Raw genomic sequence first — 19320 nt, 5'->3', positions numbered from 1 at the left:
CATACCTTCCCTGATTTCTCGTTGTAACGAGGGCTCTCTCTACGACTCTCAATTTCTGACCGACGCTTGGCTTTCCTTTCGTATTAATCCGGCTGACACACACTCCTGTTTTGTACCAACCTCGTTGTTCTGTGAAAAAGAGCCGCGCCTTTTGGCGGCTAGGTGTTCACGTCATTCTATGGCTTTAAAGGGGGCCACAACCTAATACGTGTGTAACATAATCGCTCGGTGTTTGCTGCCCTGCGGTAGGTGAAACAAACTGTAAGGTGCCACTATGGGAAGACAGAAAGCAGTGATCAAAGCACGTCGTGAAGCCAAACGCGTCATTCGTCGTGACGCACGTAGTCATCGCCAGCGTGAAGAAGAAAGCGTGACCTCGCTGGTACAAATGGGTGGTGTGGAATCTATCGGCATGGCTCGTGACAGCCGGGATACTTCTACCATCGAGGCTAGAACCGAAGCTCAAGGTCATTACTTATCAGCCATAGAAAACAAGCTGTTGATATTTGCCACTGGTGAGGCTGGTTGCGGTAAAACCTTCATCAGTGCAGCCAAGGCAGCTGAAGCCCTGATACATAAAGAGGTGGATCGGATTATCGTCACTCGTCCGGTTCTGCAGGCGGATGAAGATCTCGGCTTTTTGCCGGGGGATATCTCTGAGAAGTTCGCCCCTTATTTCCGGCCGGTGTATGACATTCTGCTACGCCGTTTAGGATCGTCGTTCTTGCAATACTGCCTGCGCCCGGAAATTGGCAAGGTAGAGATCGCGCCTTTCGCCTATATGCGCGGGCGTACCTTCGAAAATGCGGTAGTCATCCTGGACGAGGCCCAGAACGTGACGGCCAGCCAGATGAAGATGTTTTTGACCCGCCTGGGTGAGAACGTCACGGTGATCGTGAACGGCGATATTACCCAGTGCGATTTGCCACGCGGTGTGAAATCCGGCCTTAGCGACGCGCTGGAGCGCTTCGAAGAGGACGAGATGGTCGGCATCATTCGTTTCGACAAACAGGACTGTGTGCGCTCTGCCTTGTGCCAACGCACGCTTAATGCTTACGATTAATTTGTCTGATAGTTTTCCAAAGGCCACTTCGGTGGCCTTCAGATTGCTAACTAACCCCACTGTTTAGGTGGGGTTCTTCTTTTCTTGTGTCAGATGACACTCCGCCGCAGTGAAGTAACCCGCATCCACGCCCACTATCACCGGTTCCAGACCGAAGCGCTCTACTTGCCGCTCTTGTTGTGCGCCTTGACGGGCGCTGTTCGTTGACGGTGATGGTCAAAGGCTGGTTGAAGCAACAAGGGCAAGTGTCAAAGCGGTGTTATTGCAAAGGAACTACGTACCGCAGGCCATACGTAAGGTCGAAATCCCCAACCCGGATGGTGGGGTACGACTACTGGGTACATACACCAGCAACAACGTTTGCTGTACCTGTTTTATGACATTTCCCCTTGTTGCCAATTGATCATAATTTGATCAATATCACAAATGTGGTTAAATTATAGGCACTAATTGTTAATTTTATGTGAGTTATTGCTTTACAGTAAACCTTGTTGGTAAGAGGTTTAAAAATAAGGTTGAAACGAGCTGATAAGGAATGGCGATGAAACTAAATACGGAGCAAAAAAGAACACAAATATCGAGTTCACATCGACTGATTGGATTAACTAAGTCGATAAGACATAAGTTAGATACAGATAGCGGCTATGGGAAAAACTTTGAATTAATTGAGCCAGATTATTTTCTGAATGGAATATTACCAAAATTACTGAGTAAATTAAACACGACTATTTCTAAGAGGCAAACTGCATTACTGAGGAGGATACGTAATAAAGCTTCGGTATATGGAGTGACCAGATTAACCGCGAATGAATATGCCACAGAAACTTTATTTGATAGTTATTTCTTTAAAAATAATGAAAAGTATGTTAATAGGATTGATACAGCTAATTTAATTCGTTCATCTATTAAAAATTACAATAAAATAATGCTGGTCATACCATTACTATCAAGAAAACCTATTTCACCTATAAAAAACAAAGGGTTTTATCCTGATCTTGGTGAAATAAATACGTTGTTAAGGTGTGCAAAGCTGGTAAAAACGCTCATAAATGTATCTGGATATAACTGCGAACTCATCATTCTTGCAGATGGTAATAAATACAATAGAGCCTGCCAAACACCGCTAGATATCACTACAGCGTATCAATCAGCATTACAATATTGGATTGATGCGTTGGGTATTGGGGATTGTGTAAAATTAGTGGATTATGAAAGTTGGGTTTGTGAGGGTAATGATTCAAACTGGATAGAACGTCGGGAGAGTATATATGCAGATATGTATAAAACCATTTCTATAACCTATGACAGCATGTTCTTCCATAATGACTTGTCAGGTTCAATGAACGCAATGAAAGGTCATGAAATGGGTGACCAACTTGCTTACACATTTTGGTCTATAATCACTTCGGTTAATTATCGCTCATTATTTTCATGCTTAGATTATAAAGATATTTTTTCTAACCGTGAAGTTCAGAACTTCTATATTTCATTTATCGCCTCTCTAGAGTATTCAATTGGCAAAGTAAAAAAATCACATTTATTTTCTCGGCAATTAGTTGGTGATCAGGCATTCCGTTCTGCTGAAATAGTTAAACAAATGAGCGTTGAAGCATGGGAAGCAGCAAAAAAATATGTAGCTATTTCTTTAACAGACAGAAAATTAAACACAATATACCAAAAAACACCGACAGCTATAAAATTAACTATTCATGGGAAGAAATGTGAGTTTAATTTCATCACAACCACCGCAAAAGATTTTTCAAAAACAGCGCAACATACTGTTGGTGGGCTTGGTGATGTTAACGGTAATATGGTAATTGATTACAAATATAGGATAGAGCGTGAGTCTGATAATGAAGTTAAAACATATATAGCCAGAACTGTGGAGAATGGCAATGAGTTTAACCCGTTACGTGAAATGAGCCTTATAAATCAACCTATTTATTACACATCAAAATAAATCAGAGGCTAAAAATGATCGATTATATTAATAGTAGAACATTCGTTAGTGAAACGGACTTACCCTATCAAATAACCAAAAATTGGAATCCAGAGATAGTTAATGTAGAGCTAAACGATGAGGTTCTTAGCAGAGATGAATTCAACGTTTTAATGAGTGATTTTAGTGAGAATATAGATAAGGAGTCAAAACGAATTGTGAAAAAACTAAAAGGAAATATTGAAGGGTTGGAACATGATATAATGTATGCCAAGTTGGACGATAAACAATGGTTGCAAGCAGCACTAATTACCGAATTATTTCGCGAACATAATATATCAAAAAATGCAGGGAATATTGATACTTATATTCTGCAAGAAAAAACATATGCATCTTTAAATAAAGATGAGCTCAATTTTTTAATTGGTTGGGGACAAGCTAAGCGCTCTTGTGGTGGGTTAAAAACCGATGGGTATTTTTCTGATTTTTCAGAGTGTTATGCTATCATGACGTTACAAGTTATCATGAATTGTATTTATCTTATAAGTCAGAAACCAGTCACGCTAACCGTTTTAACTGGTGGTGGTCGATTTTATCCGGCTCTTTTTACCAGTCAGGAAAAGGTAGAGCAGTATGATAATCAGAGGCAGATAATTGCTGATTTTTTTGCTAATGACCAGGCAAGGATATACTTTTCCCCATACAGAAGTTCTAATCATATAGATAAAAAAGAATTAGATGAAGCTTGTGCTGCGGTAGGGCAGGAGCAAGTGGATAAGTTTTTTAAGACAGTACTATTAAATGTTGACTGGTTCGCAATACTCTCTGCTAATGATTTTTCTCCTCACGGTATTCCTTTGCCAGCAACAACTACTAAATATGTAAGAAATAGCGGAAATTTAGATAAGCTAATTATGATGGCGATTGTGTGCATTCTTAATCGAGATTCACATAATTATTGGCTAAAAGAAATTGTTGATATGGAACTTTTTGACGATACAATTGATTTTTTCTATGAAGTTACCTATCAATCAGCGAGGAAATATATTGCAATTCATTTAATGGATGCTGATATTGATAATACTTCTAAAAGTGAGACGCATAGCGATGCCATAAGGCTTACTGTTCATGATAAAAAAGATAGGCGAGATATTCCAGCAATTTATACTCACGGGAGAGTAGCAGGAAATAAATTATCACAACATGTTTGTGCAGTTATTTCAGATGGCACGATTTCATTCAGGACAAAGTTTGAGATTTTGCAATTAGCTGGTGTGAAAAAAGTTTACCTATCACAAGAAAGTGCCTTTGATTGGCTAAGGTTTAGAGGGCAACCTTTTTTTTACAGTAATGATACTAAAGAGGTTTACTTGTCTGTGTTAAGGTCAAAGTTATTTTATGAGTAATCTAACGGGAGGAGGTTGTTATGAATAAGGAATATATCACATTGACCGCGCTTTTTTTGGGACAGGGGCTTACTGGTTCTATAATTTCGCTGCTGACGCTAACCTCTACATTGGCTGGTAATATGCTGTCGCCCGTAAGCTATTTAACAACGCTACCGGTGACTGCTACTGTTCTGGGGGCTGCGCTAATGGTCTACTATGCGTCATTCTTAATGAGCAGGTATGGGAGAAGAACCGCATTTGCTATTGGTAGTTTAATTGGGTTGGCTGGGAGTATATTAGCTATAGCGGCTATTTTTTATCACTCCTTCGCGTTGTTTGTATTTTCTACATTCATTATTGGCGGAGCGACAGTATTTAATCAATATTACCGGTTTGCGGCTGCTGAAGTATTTGACAGTGAAAGTATGAAAAAACGATGCACTTCGTTTATCATTGGTGGCGGCATACTTGGGGGCGTGTTAGGGCCATTTCTTGCAACTCAAGGTGCATACCAGTTTAGTAATCATGTTTTTCTTGGAACGTTTTTAATATCAGCTTCCGTATTTGTATTAACGCTGCTGACGCAAATGTTTATAATTTTGCCAAAATCAGAGATGGTTGTTAAAGGAAAGAGCTCAAGCGACTCTGATACAGGGAGTAATCTCTATCGTCATACGATTAGATCTAATGATTTTATCATTGGGACGCTAAGTTGTGCGTTAGGTTTCGCTGTAATGACATTATTAATGAACTCTGCACCGTTAGCCATGCATCACGCTCATTTTGATATAAATCAAAGTGCTGTTGTTTTACAGTGGCATTTTTTTGCCATGTATGCACCGGCATTACTATTGCCGTTTATTTTGAGTAAGTTAAGCACGTTTAATTTAATTGCGTTAGGGGCTTTGTTATTTCTGGTGGGTGTTTTGGTTGCACTCTGTCTTGATGCGTCAATGGGTTACTTGATTTCGCTGATTGCCGTTGGTATTGGCTGGAGTTTTATGTTCAGCGGTGGCACATTTTTAATTAATAGATGCTCGCTACCGGAAGTAAAGCATAAGGTACAGGGACTAAATTCATCAATGACGTATTTATGTAATCTCGTTGCTTCTTTCTCTGTTGGTATGTTTATGATTAATGAACGTGGGTGGTGGGTTGTTAATGCCATGTCTGGCCTGATTATGATTATCTTCCTTATTTACCTGATGAAGGGGAGGATGATTAAAAAACAATGAAAACGGGATGAGGCGAGGTCTTATTGATGGTTTATCTGGTAGCTTGAGTTTGAGAAAACGGCGCTAACAATAGATAAACCGAAATTTAAGGGGAAGAATCGCCAGCTTCTCGTCTCAATTTTTCTGGGGATCCCTCGACCCTGTGAGTGGGGGCGGTCTCGATGACCAGAGCAAGACGTCGATCTCCATTTTTCCCTAGCGTAAATCCCATTCTCGTTTAAGCTTTGTGTAAATTTTTGCGGTTTTTTGTATAGAATTTTGGTTTCAATAGCGTTAATTATTGGTGTCTTGCGGCCGTTAAACCGATCTTAACGGAGCTATGGGAATCGTTGGGTTGTGTGCTGTGCTTGCATGCTGATGGTCGTATTTTGGGGCTCTGAAGTTATCATGAAATATATCATTCTTATCTTATTGATTTTGTGCGTTATTTACATTCATTATCGTGGCCGTGTTCGCTATCCCTTTTGGCGTCAGCTTTCCGACCATTCCACCTTTACCGCACCGCTGAACGTGTTTATGTACCTGTTCTCACGGGTGCCGACCACGCCTTACCTGCAACCGGAGCAGTTTCCCGATCTCATTATCCTGCGTGACAACTGGCAGACCATTCGGGAAGAAGGGCAGCAACTGATGGAGATCCAGCAAATCAAGGCGTCGGATAAATTTAACGACGCCGGATTCAACTCCTTCTTCAAAACCGGCTGGAAGCGCTTTTACCTGAAGTGGTATGAGGATAACCATCCTTCGGCAATGGCGTTATGCCCGCAAACCACTGCGCTGTTGCGTAGCCTGCCTTCGGTGAAGGCCGCGATGTTTGCCGAATTACCCCATGGCAGCCGCTTGCCACGCCACCGCGACCCTTATGCCGGTTCGTTGCGTTATCACCTGGGGTTGATCACCCCGAATGACGACCGCTGCTTTATCGAAGTGGATGGCGAACGCTACAGTTGGCGCGATGGTGAAGGGGTGATGTTCGATGAAACCTATCTGCACTATGCCGAAAACCAGAGCGGGGAAAACCGCCTGATCCTATTTTGCGACATCGAGCGGCCGATGCGTTACCGTTGGGCGCAGGCGGTGAATCACTGGTTGGGGCGTAATTTGATGAGTGCTGCGACGGCACCGAATGAAGAGGGCGATCGTACCGGCGGCGTCAATCGGCTATTCAAATATATCTATGCCGTGCGTAAGGTTGGCAAGCGATTAAAAGCCTGGAACAAGACGGGCTATTACATTATCAAATGGCTGCTGTTTGGCGGGATTGCAGCACTGATTTTCTTTGCACTATAAATAGAACGGGGCGCAAATAATGCGCCCCGTTGATGTTTTGTAACCACCCGCTATCAGGCAAATATCGTCATCATATAAGCGGCAAACAGCGCCAGGTGCGCGGTGCCGTTTAACACGTTGGTTCTGCCGGTAGAGAACGAGATATGGCACAAGATCAACACCGTCAGCATCACTACCATATGCGGTGCTTGCAGGCCGAAGATTAGCGTCTGGCCAGTCAGGGTGGCAATAATCGTTACCGCTGGCACCGTCAGTGAAATGGTCGCCAGCACCGAGCCGAAGAACAGGTTCATGGCGCGCTGCACCTGATTGTTCAAAACCGCGCGCAGAGCACCCAACCCTTCCGGGGACAGGATCAGCAACGCAACCAGGAAACCGGTGAACTGGGTTGGTGCGTTCAGCTTGGTAAGCAAGCCTTCAAGCGGGTTGGCGTTGAATTTGGTTACGGCAATGACCGCGACCAGGTGCACGATCAACCAGGCGGCATGCCACAGGCTGCTGTGCGACGAGGGTTTACCGTGGTGCGGGTCGCCATCGTCATCTTCGTGTTCATAAACAAACAGGCTCTGGTGGGTTTTGGTCTGGATCAGCAGGAACACGCCGTACATTGCCGCCGAGATGGCCGCAACCAGCAGTGACTGGCCCACGCTGAAGTTGCCCCCAGGCAAGGCGCTTGGCAACACCAGCACGATCACCGCCAGTGGGAGGATCGCCATCAGGTATTGTTTGATACCGCCAAGGTTAACGTACTGGGTAGCAAACTTGCGCCCGCCGAGCAGCAGGGCAACCCCAACCAATCCGGCTGTCACAATCATGATGATTGAATACAGTGTGTCGCGCATCAGGGCCGGGGCCGCGTCGCCGGTTGCCATCAGTGCCGAAATCAGGCTCACTTCCAGGATCACTACCGACAGGCTGAGGATCAGCGAGCCGTAGGGTTCACCCAAGCGGTGGGCCAGGACGTCTGCATGGCGTACCACGCTGAAAGCACTGCTGAGGATACCGACCAGGGCAATAATGTTGATGGCCACAATCAGTGGGAAACTGCTGGTACCGCTCCACAGGTTGAGCACAACCAACGCGGCGATAGGGAAAATCAGGGAATACTCTGTGTGGCGAGATTTGGATCGGCCAGGATCGTTGTGCGACTTCATTACGGTACATCTCCTTCTCAAACTGCGTGGCCCGTCATCGCTGTTCACCTGCAGATAGGGTCAGCGTATCCAGAAAGTTGTTAATAATAATAGGATACACTCTGCGCATGACGCCGAGTAATAATGTGATGTTGTGTTTGGTTTTTAGAAAGCAAAACTTTGCTTTATGTGATAAGAGTAACAAAAAAACCGCATACGATGCGGTTTTTTTTACTTACTTTTACGTAAAAATCCAGGTGTTCTATGTTAAACGCCTATAAAAGGGTTTTAACTGGCATTTTTCACGGTAAATAAGGCAGATAATGGCGTTCAGGAGTCAATGTTATCCATGATATCGTGCCTTTTCTGGTGGTAACCCTCTTCATTTAGCCCTTCACGCCAGTAAGGTACGGCATAAAGCTGATTACGCTCACATTGGCGCTCCCGGCGCAGGTAACGACGCAGTTCGACCACCAGGCGGTCCTCACCTGCCAGCCAGTACTGGGTGCCGCTTTGCGACAGTGGCAAGGCGCAGAATTGCGTGATGAGATCGGCCGTTTTCTCCGTGCCGCCAATGATCCAGCTTAGTTCTACACCGGCAGGTTTTTGCAGATCGATAACGTCCGCAGGGGTATCGACGCGGATAAACGCGTGGCCTTCGCTATGTGCTGGCAAGTTTTCCAGCAGTGCGGCGATGGCCGGTAATGAAGAAGGATCGCCAGCCAGGCAGTAGAAGTCGGCCGCTGGCAACATTGGTTTGGGGCCGCCAGGGTTGCTGATACCAATTTTATCCCCCGGCTTGGCCTGGCGTGCAAAGTTCACCGCTGGCCCGCTATGGTCGTGCAGGGCAAACTCAATATCAATTTCACCCTGTTGCGGGCGGACGGCTCGAATAGAGTAGGTGCGAATTAGCGGGCGCACGGCATCGGCGGCCCACACCGGGCCCTTCTCGGTGAGCGTGGGCAGGTCTGGCTGGGTTTGGCCTACGAGCGGTAAGAACACCTTGATATGTGCGGCGGCGGCTTCAGCAGGGTAAAAACGCAGGTCTGGCGCGCTGAAGGTGATACGGCGCAGGTGCGGCGTGATGTCGCGTAAACGGGCAACTTCGATCAAATAGGGTGCGCGGCTGCGAGGGGTTTCGGTTGTCACGGGGTTCTCCTTTATCATTCTGCAGGCAGTATATCATGCCATTTGATAATGAGAATTGTTTGCTGATTGGCGTGGCACATCAGGCCAAGCGGCGTGATCCGCCCGGATTGTATTTTTTTACGGTTAAAACGCTGAGCTCTGTTAACAAAACGCAGGGGAAGAGTAAAGTTTTACGTCTATAATTATTATTGCTTCTGGGTACAAATACTTTTTCACATTAAATATGCCTGGAAACTTGATTGAAGGGTCAGAAAAGAATATGGTCATTAATGCATCGGGGCGGTGGAAATAAATACGCCCCGAATCCCAAAAAAGAAATTGCATACACAGTGGCGAAGGGTTTAGGGCAATCCTATTCCCAGGAGGTTGTATTAGGTGTTAACTCGAGATTTTCTGCAAAAAGCAGACTGCAAAACGGCATTCGGCACGATCGAAGAGTCGCTGTTGCTGACGCCGGAACAGCGCTCGGCCTCACTGACATGTACACTCTCCAGGCGGCCGGATAATAGCCCAGTATGGGTTTTCGGCTATGGTTCACTGATGTGGAACCCAGTATTTGAATCCGAAGAGGTGCGCCCGGCGACGCTGCAAGGCTGGCATCGGGCATTTTGCCTGCGTTTGACCGCCGGACGGGGCACGCTGCATCAGCCAGGGCGCATGCTTGCTCTACAGGAAGGGGGGCAAACCACCGGTCTGGCCTTCCGCCTGCCGGAAGATAAGCTACGTGAAGAGCTGGAGCTCCTGTGGAAGCGTGAGATGATCACCGGTTGCTATCTGCCAACCTGGTGTGACCTGACGCTGGAAGACGGCAGCATCGTCACCGCCTTGGTGTTTGTGATGAACCCGCAGCATCCGCTATTTGAAGCGGATACCAGCCATCAGGTGATCGCTCCGCTGATCGCCAGCGCCAGCGGCCCGTTGGGCACCAATGCGCAGTATCTGTTTGCCTTGGACAACGAGCTGAAAAATCACGGCATGAAGGATGACTGCATCGGCGATCTGGTCGGCTATGTCCGCCAGTGGCTGCAACAGAACACCTCGGGGCCAATAGGTGGCGAAGCCACGGCCTAACCTTCAGTTACCGTCGGGGCGTGGTATTGCGCCCCCCCAAATGCTTCAACAACCTTCGCGTTGATATATCTTATCCCTCTAGGTAATAACTTTTTGCTGCATAAATCATTTAGCCACAATATCAAGGTGGTTATTTATCTCATTAATTTTAAAGCCATTTAAAATCTAAAGAAAAGCGGTGGTGAATTTTTAATGATAAAAAATGCACTTAGCATTAAAAGCTATAAGTAAAGACTATTCCTTATTTGTTCTGTTTGCCCAGACTCCGTATCAATATTGTTAACGGTTTTGGGGAGAGAAGAGGACGGAATGAATTTTCAGCAATTAAAAATTATCCGTGAGTCAGCGCGTTGCAACTACAACCTGACTGACGTCGCGAATGCGTTATTTACCTCACAGTCTGGGGTTAGCCGTCATATTCGCGAGCTGGAAGAGGAACTGGGGATTGAGATATTTATCCGCCGTGGCAAACGGTTATTAGGCATGACCGAACCGGGCAAAGAGCTGTTGGTGGTCGCGGAACGCATCCTCAATGATGCCAATAATATCCGCCGTCTGGCCGATGTGTTCAGCAGTAAAGACGCGGGCCAACTCCATATTGCCACCACCCATACCCAGGCCCGCTACAGCCTACCGGGGGTGATTAAGGAGTTTCGGGCGCTGTATCCGCAGGTGCGCGTGGTGCTTAATCAGGGGAGCCCGGAGGAGATTGCCGCCATGCTGGCCTGCGGCGAAGCGGATATCGGCATCGCCAGTGAACGCCTGATGAGCGAAGAGTCATTGGCTGCTTTTCCCTATTACCGCTGGAACCATGCAATCCTGGTTCCGGAAGGCCACGAATTGACACGCCAACCGCTGGTTACGTTGGAAATGCTCAGTGCGTTGCCGTTGATTACCTATCGCCAGGGGATCACCGGGCGCTCACGGCTGGATGCGGCATTCAAAGCCGCAGGGCTGACGCCGGATATCGCGCTAAGCGCCCAGGATTCTGACGTCATCAAAACCTATGTTGAGTTGGGGCTGGGTGTAGGCATTCTGGCGGATATGTCGTTTGAAAAAGAGCGCGATCGTGGGTTGGTGAGCCTCAATGCCGAACATTTGTTTGAGCCTAATACCGTCTGGTTGGGGCTGAAGCGCGGTCAGTTACAACGTAACTATACCTGGCAGTTTATCCAGCTATGTAATCCCACCTTGTCGCTCACGGACATTAAAGAGAAAGTGTTCTCCGATCAGTTGGAACAGGTTATCGACTATCAGATCTGAAGTTGTAATGCGCTGGAATGGTGCAAAGCGCGCCATATCACTGTGCAATAGTGAGGGGTGGATTACAGATTGCACGGCAATAACACTCTAAAATCTGTAGCTTGGCAAAGTGGCATACAAGCTGCTTTACCTTTAACGCGGAAACGTTGACTATCCGCGACGAATTTCAACAGGCGTCCGTGCAGCACGTTTGCCCCAATGGTGGAATGTGCTGTTCGGACGTCTTTTTTATCGCTGGTAATACCCTTGGTTGAGATCCCCGATTACAGGTTTTTCCGATGGCTTCTTTTTGCCGATCGCTTACCCTATGGCTTCAGGTTGCATTATGCTGTGCGGCAGGTTTTTTCTTCCTGCCGGAACGGTAGTGTCAACGAGGTAAGTTTGCCATGCGGCAAGGAAGACGAAGGGCAAACGTGGTTATGACCAAGGTTATTCAGCAAAAGATGTCACAGTTGTTATCCAGCACGCGCTTACTCGGGTTATTAGCTCTACCGGTGATAATGTTTAACGCCCAGGCGGAAGCTCCCCCGGCAGTGGCTGGCGTGGCTGATGCCCAGGCTGAGGCACCCGCTGCAGTAAAAAGTGAAGCTGAGGTTACGGTGGAAGTACCCTCGGCTGGGACGAGCGTGATTGACGATCTGGCTAAAGCGCCACCGACAGCAACAGTAGAAACCCAGACGGTAGTACCACCGGCGCCTGCAGCAGAAACCCAGACGGTACCGCCACCGGCTGCGGTAGCAGAAGCACAGACAGTAGCACCCCCTGCAGAGGCCCAGGTTATTGCCCCACCGGCGGTGGCAAATGCGGCTGATATCGCGGCTAAAGTGCCTGCGGCCGTGACCCCGGTAGAAAAGCCTGCGGCTGTGGTCAGTGAGGTCAAGGCGCAAGCATCCCCGGCGCAAGAACTGCCGGATCTGGGCAGCGCTGGCGTCAACGATGCCGAAAAAGAAAAAGAGTGGGCTACGCGGGCGAAAAAGCTGGCAGAGCAGAATCTTAACCAGATATCCAGCGAGCGGGCGCGCGCCGATACCAAAGATTACCTGACCAACCAGGCCAGTTCGGTCTTACAGCAGGAGACCGAGGAACTGCTTTCGCCACTTGGCACCGCTAAACTGTCGCTTGCGGTCACCCCTGAAGGGGATTTTACCGGCAGCAGCGGTCAGTTGTTCAGCCCGCTCTATGACGTGGATGGCTTGTTGACCTACAGCCAGGTGGGTTATCTGCAAAAGGCTAACGGATCACAGGGTAATTTTGGTCTGGGGCAGCGCTGGGTGGTGGGGGATTGGCTGCTGGGCTACAACTCCGTACTCGACAGTGATTTCCAGAATCAGCGCAACCGCGGCAGCATCGGTGCAGAAGCCTGGGGTGACTATCTACGCTTATCGGCCAACTATTACCATCCGCTATCATCATTTTCACCACAGGCAAATAATGCCGTCTTTCTCGGCCGTCCGGCGCGTGGCTACGACATTACCACTCAAGGTTATCTGCCGTTTTACCACCAGCTTGGGGCCTCGCTCAGCTTTGAACAGTATCGCGGCGCCAGTGTCGATCTGCTAGGCAATGGCAACAAACAAACCGATCCTAGCGCTATGCAGGTGGGGCTCAACTATACGCCGGTCCCGTTGGTCACGGTCAAAGCCTTGCACAAACTGGATAATGTGGGCGAAACCCAGGACAAGGTCGAGCTGGCCATGACCTACCGCCTTGGGGTGCCGCTGCTCAAACAGATTTCTCCGTACTACGTAGAACAGGCCAAATCATTGCGCGGTAGCCGCTATGACAGCATTGAACGTAATAATGTGCCGGTGCTGGAGTTCCGTGAAAGCAAAACGTTGCAGGTGTTTCTGGCGACGCCGTCATGGAGCCTGAATCCAGGGGAAACGCTGCCGCTGGTGCTGGAAATCAAGGCGGCCAATAAGATCGCTGCGGTCAACTGGCAAGGGGACACTCAAGCAGTCAGCCTGACGCCACCGGCGAATATCAACGATCCGCAGGGGTGGACCTTGACGGTGCCCGCGTGGGATGAGACGCCAGGGGCCAGCAATCACTACCAACTGTCCGTCACCCTTGAGGATGAAAAGCAGCAGAAAGCTACCTCGAACTGGATCACGCTACAGGTTACTGCTCCTCTGAGCTTGTCTATTGAAGGGGAGCCTGGGTTACCGCCGCCGCAAACGCTGCAGCCACCGGCAATCCCGGCGGTTACCGGGCCGTTGCACCCAGAGGGTAACTAATCCTTCTTATTACCCAACACCCAAACGGCGGCTTCTACGCGGGACTTCAGTTTCATCTTCTTCAGCAGGTGTTTCACGTGCACCTTGACGGTACTCTCGGTGATCATCAGTTTACGGGCGATCAGCTTGTTTGGCAGCCCCTGCGCGATCAGCTTGAGGATGTCGCGCTCGCGCGGGGTTAACTGCTGGATGTCGCGTTCTACCGCCGGGCGGTTTTCCCTCAGGCTGGCCGCCAGCACTGGAGTCAATGCTTCGCTCAGTACCATTTGCCCTGCCGCCGCCTGATGCAGCGCCTTGAGCAGTTCCTCTGGTTCCATATCTTTCAATAGATAGCCATCTGCACCGCGTTTCAGCGCGCTCACTACATCGTCTTCATGGTTGGAGACGCTAAACACCACCACGCGGCCGGAAAGGGCGGTTTGGCGTAGGCGATCCAGGGTTGCCAGGCCGTTCAGTCCGGGCATATTCAGATCCAACAGGATCAGGTCGGGATCGTGCGTCTCCGCCAGTTCCACCCCTTGTTCGCCATTGCTGGCTTCGGCGATGACTTGCAGCCGCGGATCCATGCTAATCAACTGCTTGACGCCGTTACGCAGCATGGGGTGATCGTCAATCAGCAGTATGGTGGCAGCTTCTTCGGTCGTCATAGTATTTCCTTATTCGATAGCGGAGTTATCCGGGCGGAACGTCACCCGTACTTCGGTGCCGCCGCCGCTGCACGGCAAGATTTTGCACTGGCCATGCAGGCTTTTGGCGCGATCGCGCATGATGATTAGGCCGTAATGATCGGGCCGTTCACTGATATCTGGCAGACCACGGCCATTGTCGCTGACGCTCAGGGTGACTTCGCCCTGCAGGTTGGTCACCCGAATCGCGACCTGGCTGGCCTGCGCGTGTTGGTGAATGTTACTCAATGCCTCACGCGCGATCTGCAGCAGGTGGATCGCCTGATAGGCCGGTATGCTTCGTGGTCCTAACTGATAATCCAGTTCGATGGTGATCCCCAGCCGCTGGTTGAATTCTTGTACCGTAGACTGTAGTGCCGCCAGCAGGCCAGGCTCGGTCAAGCGCAGGCGGAAGGTGGTTAACAGCTCGCGTAACTGGCGATAGGCGGTACTGATCTCTTCACGCATCTGTTGCACCAGCGCCAGGCTGGCTGGAGGGAGTTCGCCCCCCTGCATTTGCAGGCAACTGGTCTGCATTTTCAAGCAGGTGAGGGACTGAGCGATGGAGTCGTGTAACTCGCGGGCAATCGCGGCACGCTCTTCCATCAACATCAACTGCTGCTGGTGGTCAACCTGGCGTTCTATCGCCAATACGCTGGTCAACTGCTCTATCAGGGTATTCATCAACTGACATTGCTCATCGCTTAGCCGTTGTTCTGGTGCATGTTGAGCGACGACGATGCCATAATTGCCCAGTTGGTCACTCAGGCTCCAGCTAAGAGAAGGATGGCCCTGACTATGCGGCTGATGTTCGCTCAAGCAGGCGCTGCAGACCGGATTATGGCAATACTCCGGCCTCAATGGCTGGTTACCGCTTAATTGTAGAAACTGTTCCTGACTGTTGTTTTCATACAGCCGTACCTGGATGCTGTGTAGCGGCGTCAAGGTTTGCAACTGGTTGAGGATCGGCGTCAGGCGGCTACAGATCGGCTCGCTGGTGTGCAACTGGCGGCTGGTGCGATACAGAAAACCCAGCACCTGATTTTTCTGTTGCAGGTCGGCGGTTTTTTCTGCGACACGTTGCTCCAGCCTGGCATAGATGGTGGCAAGCTCGTCGGACATGGTGTTGAGCGCGGCGCCTAGGGAAGACATCTCGTCCTGATGTCCACGTTGGGCAAAGCGGTGGCTGAAATCACCGCGGCCAACCGCCAGCGCCAGTGCCACCAATTGACGCCAAGGGTGCAGCAAACGGCGGCGTAGATAACAGATGGTGCCGACCAGCAGCAACAGCGTCAGGGCGATAAATCCCCCCTGAACCAGCGTCACCATCAACAAGCGCCGTTCGGTTTGATGATCGATATCGGAAACCAGCTTGTCCAGCAGGCTGACAAAATGGGCCACTTGGGGAGCCGCATCGGCGGGGCGTTGTGCTTGGCGCAGCCGCGGTTGCAGCTGGTTTAGCCAATAGTCACGCAGCGTCAGCAACTGTGGGGTTAGCCCTTCGCGCTCCAACGCCAGCTGCAAATCGCGGCTGGTTTCATCCTGATCCAATCCCTGCATCAGGAGGTCACTGCGGGCATCCAGAGGGACCTGAGACAGCAGACGGTAGCTCTGCATCCGTAGGGAGCCCGCCTTGTTGATGGCATGAGCATTGCCCTGAATGCTTTGCGACATCCAGGCGGAAATACTCATTCCGGCGATACCCAGCACCCCCAGCAGTAGCATTAGCAGGGCAACCTGGTTAACGATGGAAAGCGGAGCCAGCAAGCGTTTCATCGAATACGCGTCCCCTAGAGAGCAGCAGAAACCAGAGAGTAGATACCCGAAAATCCGGCCGCCAAATTACGTCAATAGCAGCCATTTTTCCTCATCCCCCGGCGTAACCCCATACCCCTAACGAAGTACCCCTTTGTTTCCGGTGGTCTGACCCATAGCCAAACCATTAGCACTACTGTGGTATAACCTGCTGAATACCAATAGATTAGCTGGACTGGATTGGCTACTCACTAAGGGATGTATGAGGTTTTTCCGCCATGAGTTACCTGCTTGCTCATTGATTTGCGTCAACTTTACCGCTTGAGGGGATCAACTAGGGTGTGCGCAGTTATCACCGTGTTTCTGAGGTTATTATGTCGCAATCTGCAACGCCTTTAGCAAAAAAAACGGGTGCGGTTATTCAGGACTGGCAACCTGAGAACAGCGAATTCTGGCAGCAGAGCGGGCACCGCATTGCCCGCCGCAACCTGTGGATCTCCATACCCTGCCTGTTGCTCGCCTTCTGCGTCTGGATGCTGTTCAGCGCCGTGGCGGTTAATCTGAACAAAGTGGGTTTTAACTTCACCACCGATCAGCTGTTTCTGTTGACCGCATTGCCTTCGGTTTCCGGCGCGATCCTGCGCGTGCCGTATTCCTTCGTGATCCCGATGTTTGGTGGCCGCCGTTGGACGGCCATCAGCACCTGTTTCCTGCTGGTACCTTGCCTGTGGTTGGGCTATGCGGTGCAGGATCCGACCACCTCATTCAACGTATTTATCATTATCGCGCTGTTGTGTGGTTTTGCTGGGGCCAACTTTGCTTCCAGCATGGCGAACATCAGCTTCTTCTTCCCGAAGGCGAAGCAGGGGGGCGCGTTGGGGCTGAACGGCGGTCTGGGAAATCTGGGGGTCAGCGTAATGCAACTGGTGGCTCCGTTAGCCATTTCGCTCGCCATGTTCGGCTTCCTGGGCGGCACTGGGCAGACACAGCCAGACGGCAGCCAGCTGTGGTTGGAAAACGCCGCCTGGATTTGGGTGCCTTTCCTGCTGATGGCAACGCTGGCGGCCTGGTTCGGTATGAACGATTTGGCCGCCTCAAAGGCTTCTTTGCGCCAACAGCTGCCGGTACTGAAACGGGGTCACCTGTGGGTTTTGAGCCTGCTGTATCTGGCGACCTTTGGTTCCTTTATTGGTTTCTCTGCCGGTTTTGCCATGCTGGCGAAAACCCAGTTTCCTGACGTGGTGATCCTGCATTATGCCTTCTTCGGGCCGTTCCTTGGGGCGCTGGCTCGTCCCGTGGGCGGGGCGCTTTCCGATCGCTTTGGCGGTATTCGTGTGACGCTGCTGAACTTTATCGTCATGGCTATTTTCGCCGCCTTGCTGTTCCTGACCTTGCCGGGTAGCGATCATCAGGGCTCGTTTATGGCCTTCTATGGCGTGTTTATGGTGCTGTTCCTCACCGCCGGGTTGGGCAGCGGCTCGACCTTCCAGATGATCGCCGTGATATTTCGTAAAATCACCGTGGACAGAGTGAAAGCCGAAGGAGGAAGCGATGAGTTGGCACAGCGCGAGGCGGTAACCGATTCGGCTGCGGCGTTGGGCTTTATCTCGGCGATTGGTGCGGCAGGGGGGTTCTTTATTCCCAAGGCGTTTGGGACTTCGCTGGCGTTGACTGGCTCACCGGCTGGGGCGATGAAGATTTTCCTGGTGTTTTATATTCTGTGTGTCGTGGTGACCTGGGGGGTTTACGGCCGTAAAAAGGTTTCACGCTAGTTGAGTCAAGCGAAGGCAATATGCGGCGACCCTACTGTCGAACATGTGCGACGCCTACCCATTGTGCACCATTGCCTGTCAGTAATCAGACACTCCTCGCTTGCCGGGGAGTGTCTACCCTCTCAATTCCCACCCGTTGTTTCAGTGATTGCCAATCGGTGAAGTCACCGCTATTTTGCCGAAACTCCGCTGTGTAATATTACCGGCTTTTGGCGGTTTTATTGGTCTATATTAACATCGCTTTTTTGTTGAGTGAGGATAAGAGTAACCCATGTTTATCTATTGATAAAATCTTAATGCCCACTGTTTCATCAGAAAATAAAGCCCATAATCCTTGGTGCGGAGTGGTTTATGTCTGAATTGGCCATGGACCAGGAGGGGATGGTTTTTTCTCAGTGAGCTGCATGATTTCACTAAGTTATGAAAAACAGGTGAAATATAAAGTCAGTCTGTTTCACCGAGTTTATATTTAAATTGTTGAACATTTTTTCATATGTCTATACAAATGGGGACGCTGTGAACTCATAAGGAAAATGAAAAGTGGCTGCTGAACAGGAAATAAAAATCATAAATTTTGATGTTTTGCTCCCCTCCAGGCAGCGTTCACGCCTACGTTGGAAAGAGCTGCAGATCCTTTCCCTGCTGGTTAACCGGTCGCCTGAGTTGGTGAGCCGCTCAGAAATCATTGAGACTATCTGGAAAGGCACCTATTGCTCAGACTCGACAATCAATCAGACGATTAAGTCCATTCGCCAGAAAATTGGCGACACGGAGCATGCTCTCATCCGGACCATTCCTCGTCTTGGTTATAAGGTGGACGATAAAGCAATTTTTAACTTTATATCATCAGGAGAATCTGCCGTCGCCACGGAGATTATTCCTGGCAATAATAATGCTGAAACTATTAATAGTGATTTATCTGCGGGCAAATTAAATCATATGGTCGATGAAATTATTGAAAATGCAACGGTGCCGGAAGATTATTCCTGCATGCATCCGATATTAAGCGAAATGGCTTTGGATGATCCCAGGCAAAACACGCTAATACCAGGGGGCCGGGTATTGACGTATCTGGCGGCGTTTATTGCGCTGTTGACAGTTTCACTTTTATCCTATGCATTGGGCAGTCGGACCAGGCCTGCAATACAGCATGAGCAGCTAAACAGCCCTCGAATGTTTCTCTCTTTTTCATTAGACACCTCTGCTGGTGTTAATCCCCAGGCGCTGAACTGCGTGTATCTGGCGGGGAATGAAAAGGAAATGCGGGTTGAATGTCGGACTCGCTAGCAGGGAGTCCCTGGAAGCCGTTTCAGACAAGATTATCCGGTCATTCTGTCATTAATCTTGCTCACATTTCCGT

At 49.4% G+C, this 19320-nt stretch carries 14 protein-coding genes; 10 read left to right on the top strand and 4 right to left on the bottom strand.

Going from position 1 to position 19320, the window contains the following annotated elements; all coding sequences use genetic code 11:
• The first annotated feature begins 274 nt into the window (after nt 1-274).
• From phoH to lpxO, 5 genes are all read left to right on the top strand, one after another.
• Nucleotides 275-1063, top strand: coding sequence for a phosphate starvation-inducible protein PhoH (gene phoH / locus KGP17_RS16310; protein WP_021180979.1), 789 nt, complete (start codon nt 275-277; stop codon nt 1061-1063).
• Between the two features lie 541 nt (nt 1064-1604).
• Nucleotides 1605-3023 (top strand): L-tyrosine/L-tryptophan isonitrile synthase family protein, encoded by a 1419-nt coding sequence (locus tag KGP17_RS16305; RefSeq protein WP_223497984.1) that lies wholly within the window; start codon nt 1605-1607, stop codon nt 3021-3023.
• A gap of 14 nt (nt 3024-3037) precedes the next feature.
• Nucleotides 3038-4408 carry a hypothetical protein gene (locus KGP17_RS16300; RefSeq protein ID WP_223497983.1) on the top strand — a complete coding sequence of 457 codons (1371 nt, stop codon included), beginning with the start codon at nt 3038-3040 and terminating at the stop codon, nt 4406-4408.
• A 20-nt stretch (nt 4409-4428) separates the two neighbouring features.
• Nucleotides 4429-5625, top strand: coding sequence for an MFS transporter (locus KGP17_RS16295; protein ID WP_094983050.1), 1197 nt, complete (start codon nt 4429-4431; stop codon nt 5623-5625).
• 387 nt (nt 5626-6012) lie between these two features.
• On the top strand, nt 6013-6915 hold the full coding sequence (gene lpxO / locus KGP17_RS16290; RefSeq protein WP_021180981.1) for a lipid A hydroxylase LpxO: 903 nt from the start codon (nt 6013-6015) through the stop codon (nt 6913-6915).
• 53 nt (nt 6916-6968) lie between these two features.
• On the opposite strand, the gene chaA is transcribed toward lpxO, so the two are convergent.
• Together chaA and KGP17_RS16280 are read right to left on the bottom strand one after the other, a co-directional pair.
• On the bottom strand, nt 6969-8069 hold the full coding sequence (gene chaA, locus KGP17_RS16285) for a sodium-potassium/proton antiporter ChaA (protein WP_021180982.1): 1101 nt from the start codon (nt 8067-8069) through the stop codon (nt 6969-6971).
• A gap of 309 nt (nt 8070-8378) precedes the next feature.
• A complete protein-coding gene (locus tag KGP17_RS16280; RefSeq protein ID WP_021805684.1) occupies nt 8379-9197 on the bottom strand; it encodes a siderophore-interacting protein in 819 nt (272 codons plus the stop codon).
• Nucleotides 9198-9572: 375 nt separating this feature from the next.
• Between KGP17_RS16280 and KGP17_RS16275 the strand changes: the two genes are divergently transcribed.
• The 3 genes from KGP17_RS16275 to KGP17_RS16265 all read left to right on the top strand — a co-directional run bounded on the left by KGP17_RS16275 (nt 9573) and on the right by KGP17_RS16265 (nt 13768).
• Nucleotides 9573-10268 carry a gamma-glutamylcyclotransferase gene (locus KGP17_RS16275; protein WP_021805682.1) on the top strand — a complete coding sequence of 232 codons (696 nt, stop codon included), beginning with the start codon at nt 9573-9575 and terminating at the stop codon, nt 10266-10268.
• Nucleotides 10269-10577: 309 nt separating this feature from the next.
• Nucleotides 10578-11531: an HTH-type transcriptional regulator Cbl gene (gene cbl / locus KGP17_RS16270; protein WP_021805681.1), complete on the top strand. Its 954-nt coding sequence runs from the start codon at nt 10578-10580 to the stop codon at nt 11529-11531.
• A gap of 419 nt (nt 11532-11950) precedes the next feature.
• Nucleotides 11951-13768, top strand: coding sequence for a YchO/YchP family invasin (locus tag KGP17_RS16265; RefSeq protein ID WP_021805680.1), 1818 nt, complete (start codon nt 11951-11953; stop codon nt 13766-13768).
• Here KGP17_RS16265 and narL read toward each other — a convergent pair.
• Nucleotides 13765-14415: a two-component system response regulator NarL gene (gene narL, locus KGP17_RS16260; protein WP_021805679.1), complete on the bottom strand. Its 651-nt coding sequence runs from the start codon at nt 14413-14415 to the stop codon at nt 13765-13767. The two genes, KGP17_RS16265 and narL, sit on opposite strands and share 4 nt — an antisense overlap.
• Nucleotides 14416-14424: 9 nt before the next feature.
• Nucleotides 14425-16209: a nitrate/nitrite two-component system sensor histidine kinase NarX gene (gene narX, locus KGP17_RS16255; protein ID WP_021805678.1), complete on the bottom strand. Its 1785-nt coding sequence runs from the start codon at nt 16207-16209 to the stop codon at nt 14425-14427.
• A 353-nt stretch (nt 16210-16562) separates the two neighbouring features.
• Here narX and KGP17_RS16250 point away from each other — a divergent pair, with 353 nt between their 5' ends.
• Complete coding sequence (locus KGP17_RS16250) at nt 16563-17960, top strand: NarK family nitrate/nitrite MFS transporter (RefSeq protein ID WP_059201094.1); 1398 nt, start codon at nt 16563-16565, stop codon at nt 17958-17960.
• A gap of 540 nt (nt 17961-18500) precedes the next feature.
• Complete coding sequence (locus KGP17_RS16245) at nt 18501-19247, top strand: winged helix-turn-helix domain-containing protein (protein ID WP_059201093.1); 747 nt, start codon at nt 18501-18503, stop codon at nt 19245-19247.
• The last annotated feature ends 73 nt before the right edge of the window (nt 19248-19320 follow it).

Origin of the sequence: Serratia sp. JSRIV001 (assembly GCF_019968745.1) — a bacterium.
GTDB lineage: Bacteria > Pseudomonadota > Gammaproteobacteria > Enterobacterales > Enterobacteriaceae > Chania > Chania fonticola_B.
The sequence above is the reverse complement of the archived record's forward strand: the minus strand, read 5'-3'. Positions and strand labels throughout refer to the sequence as shown.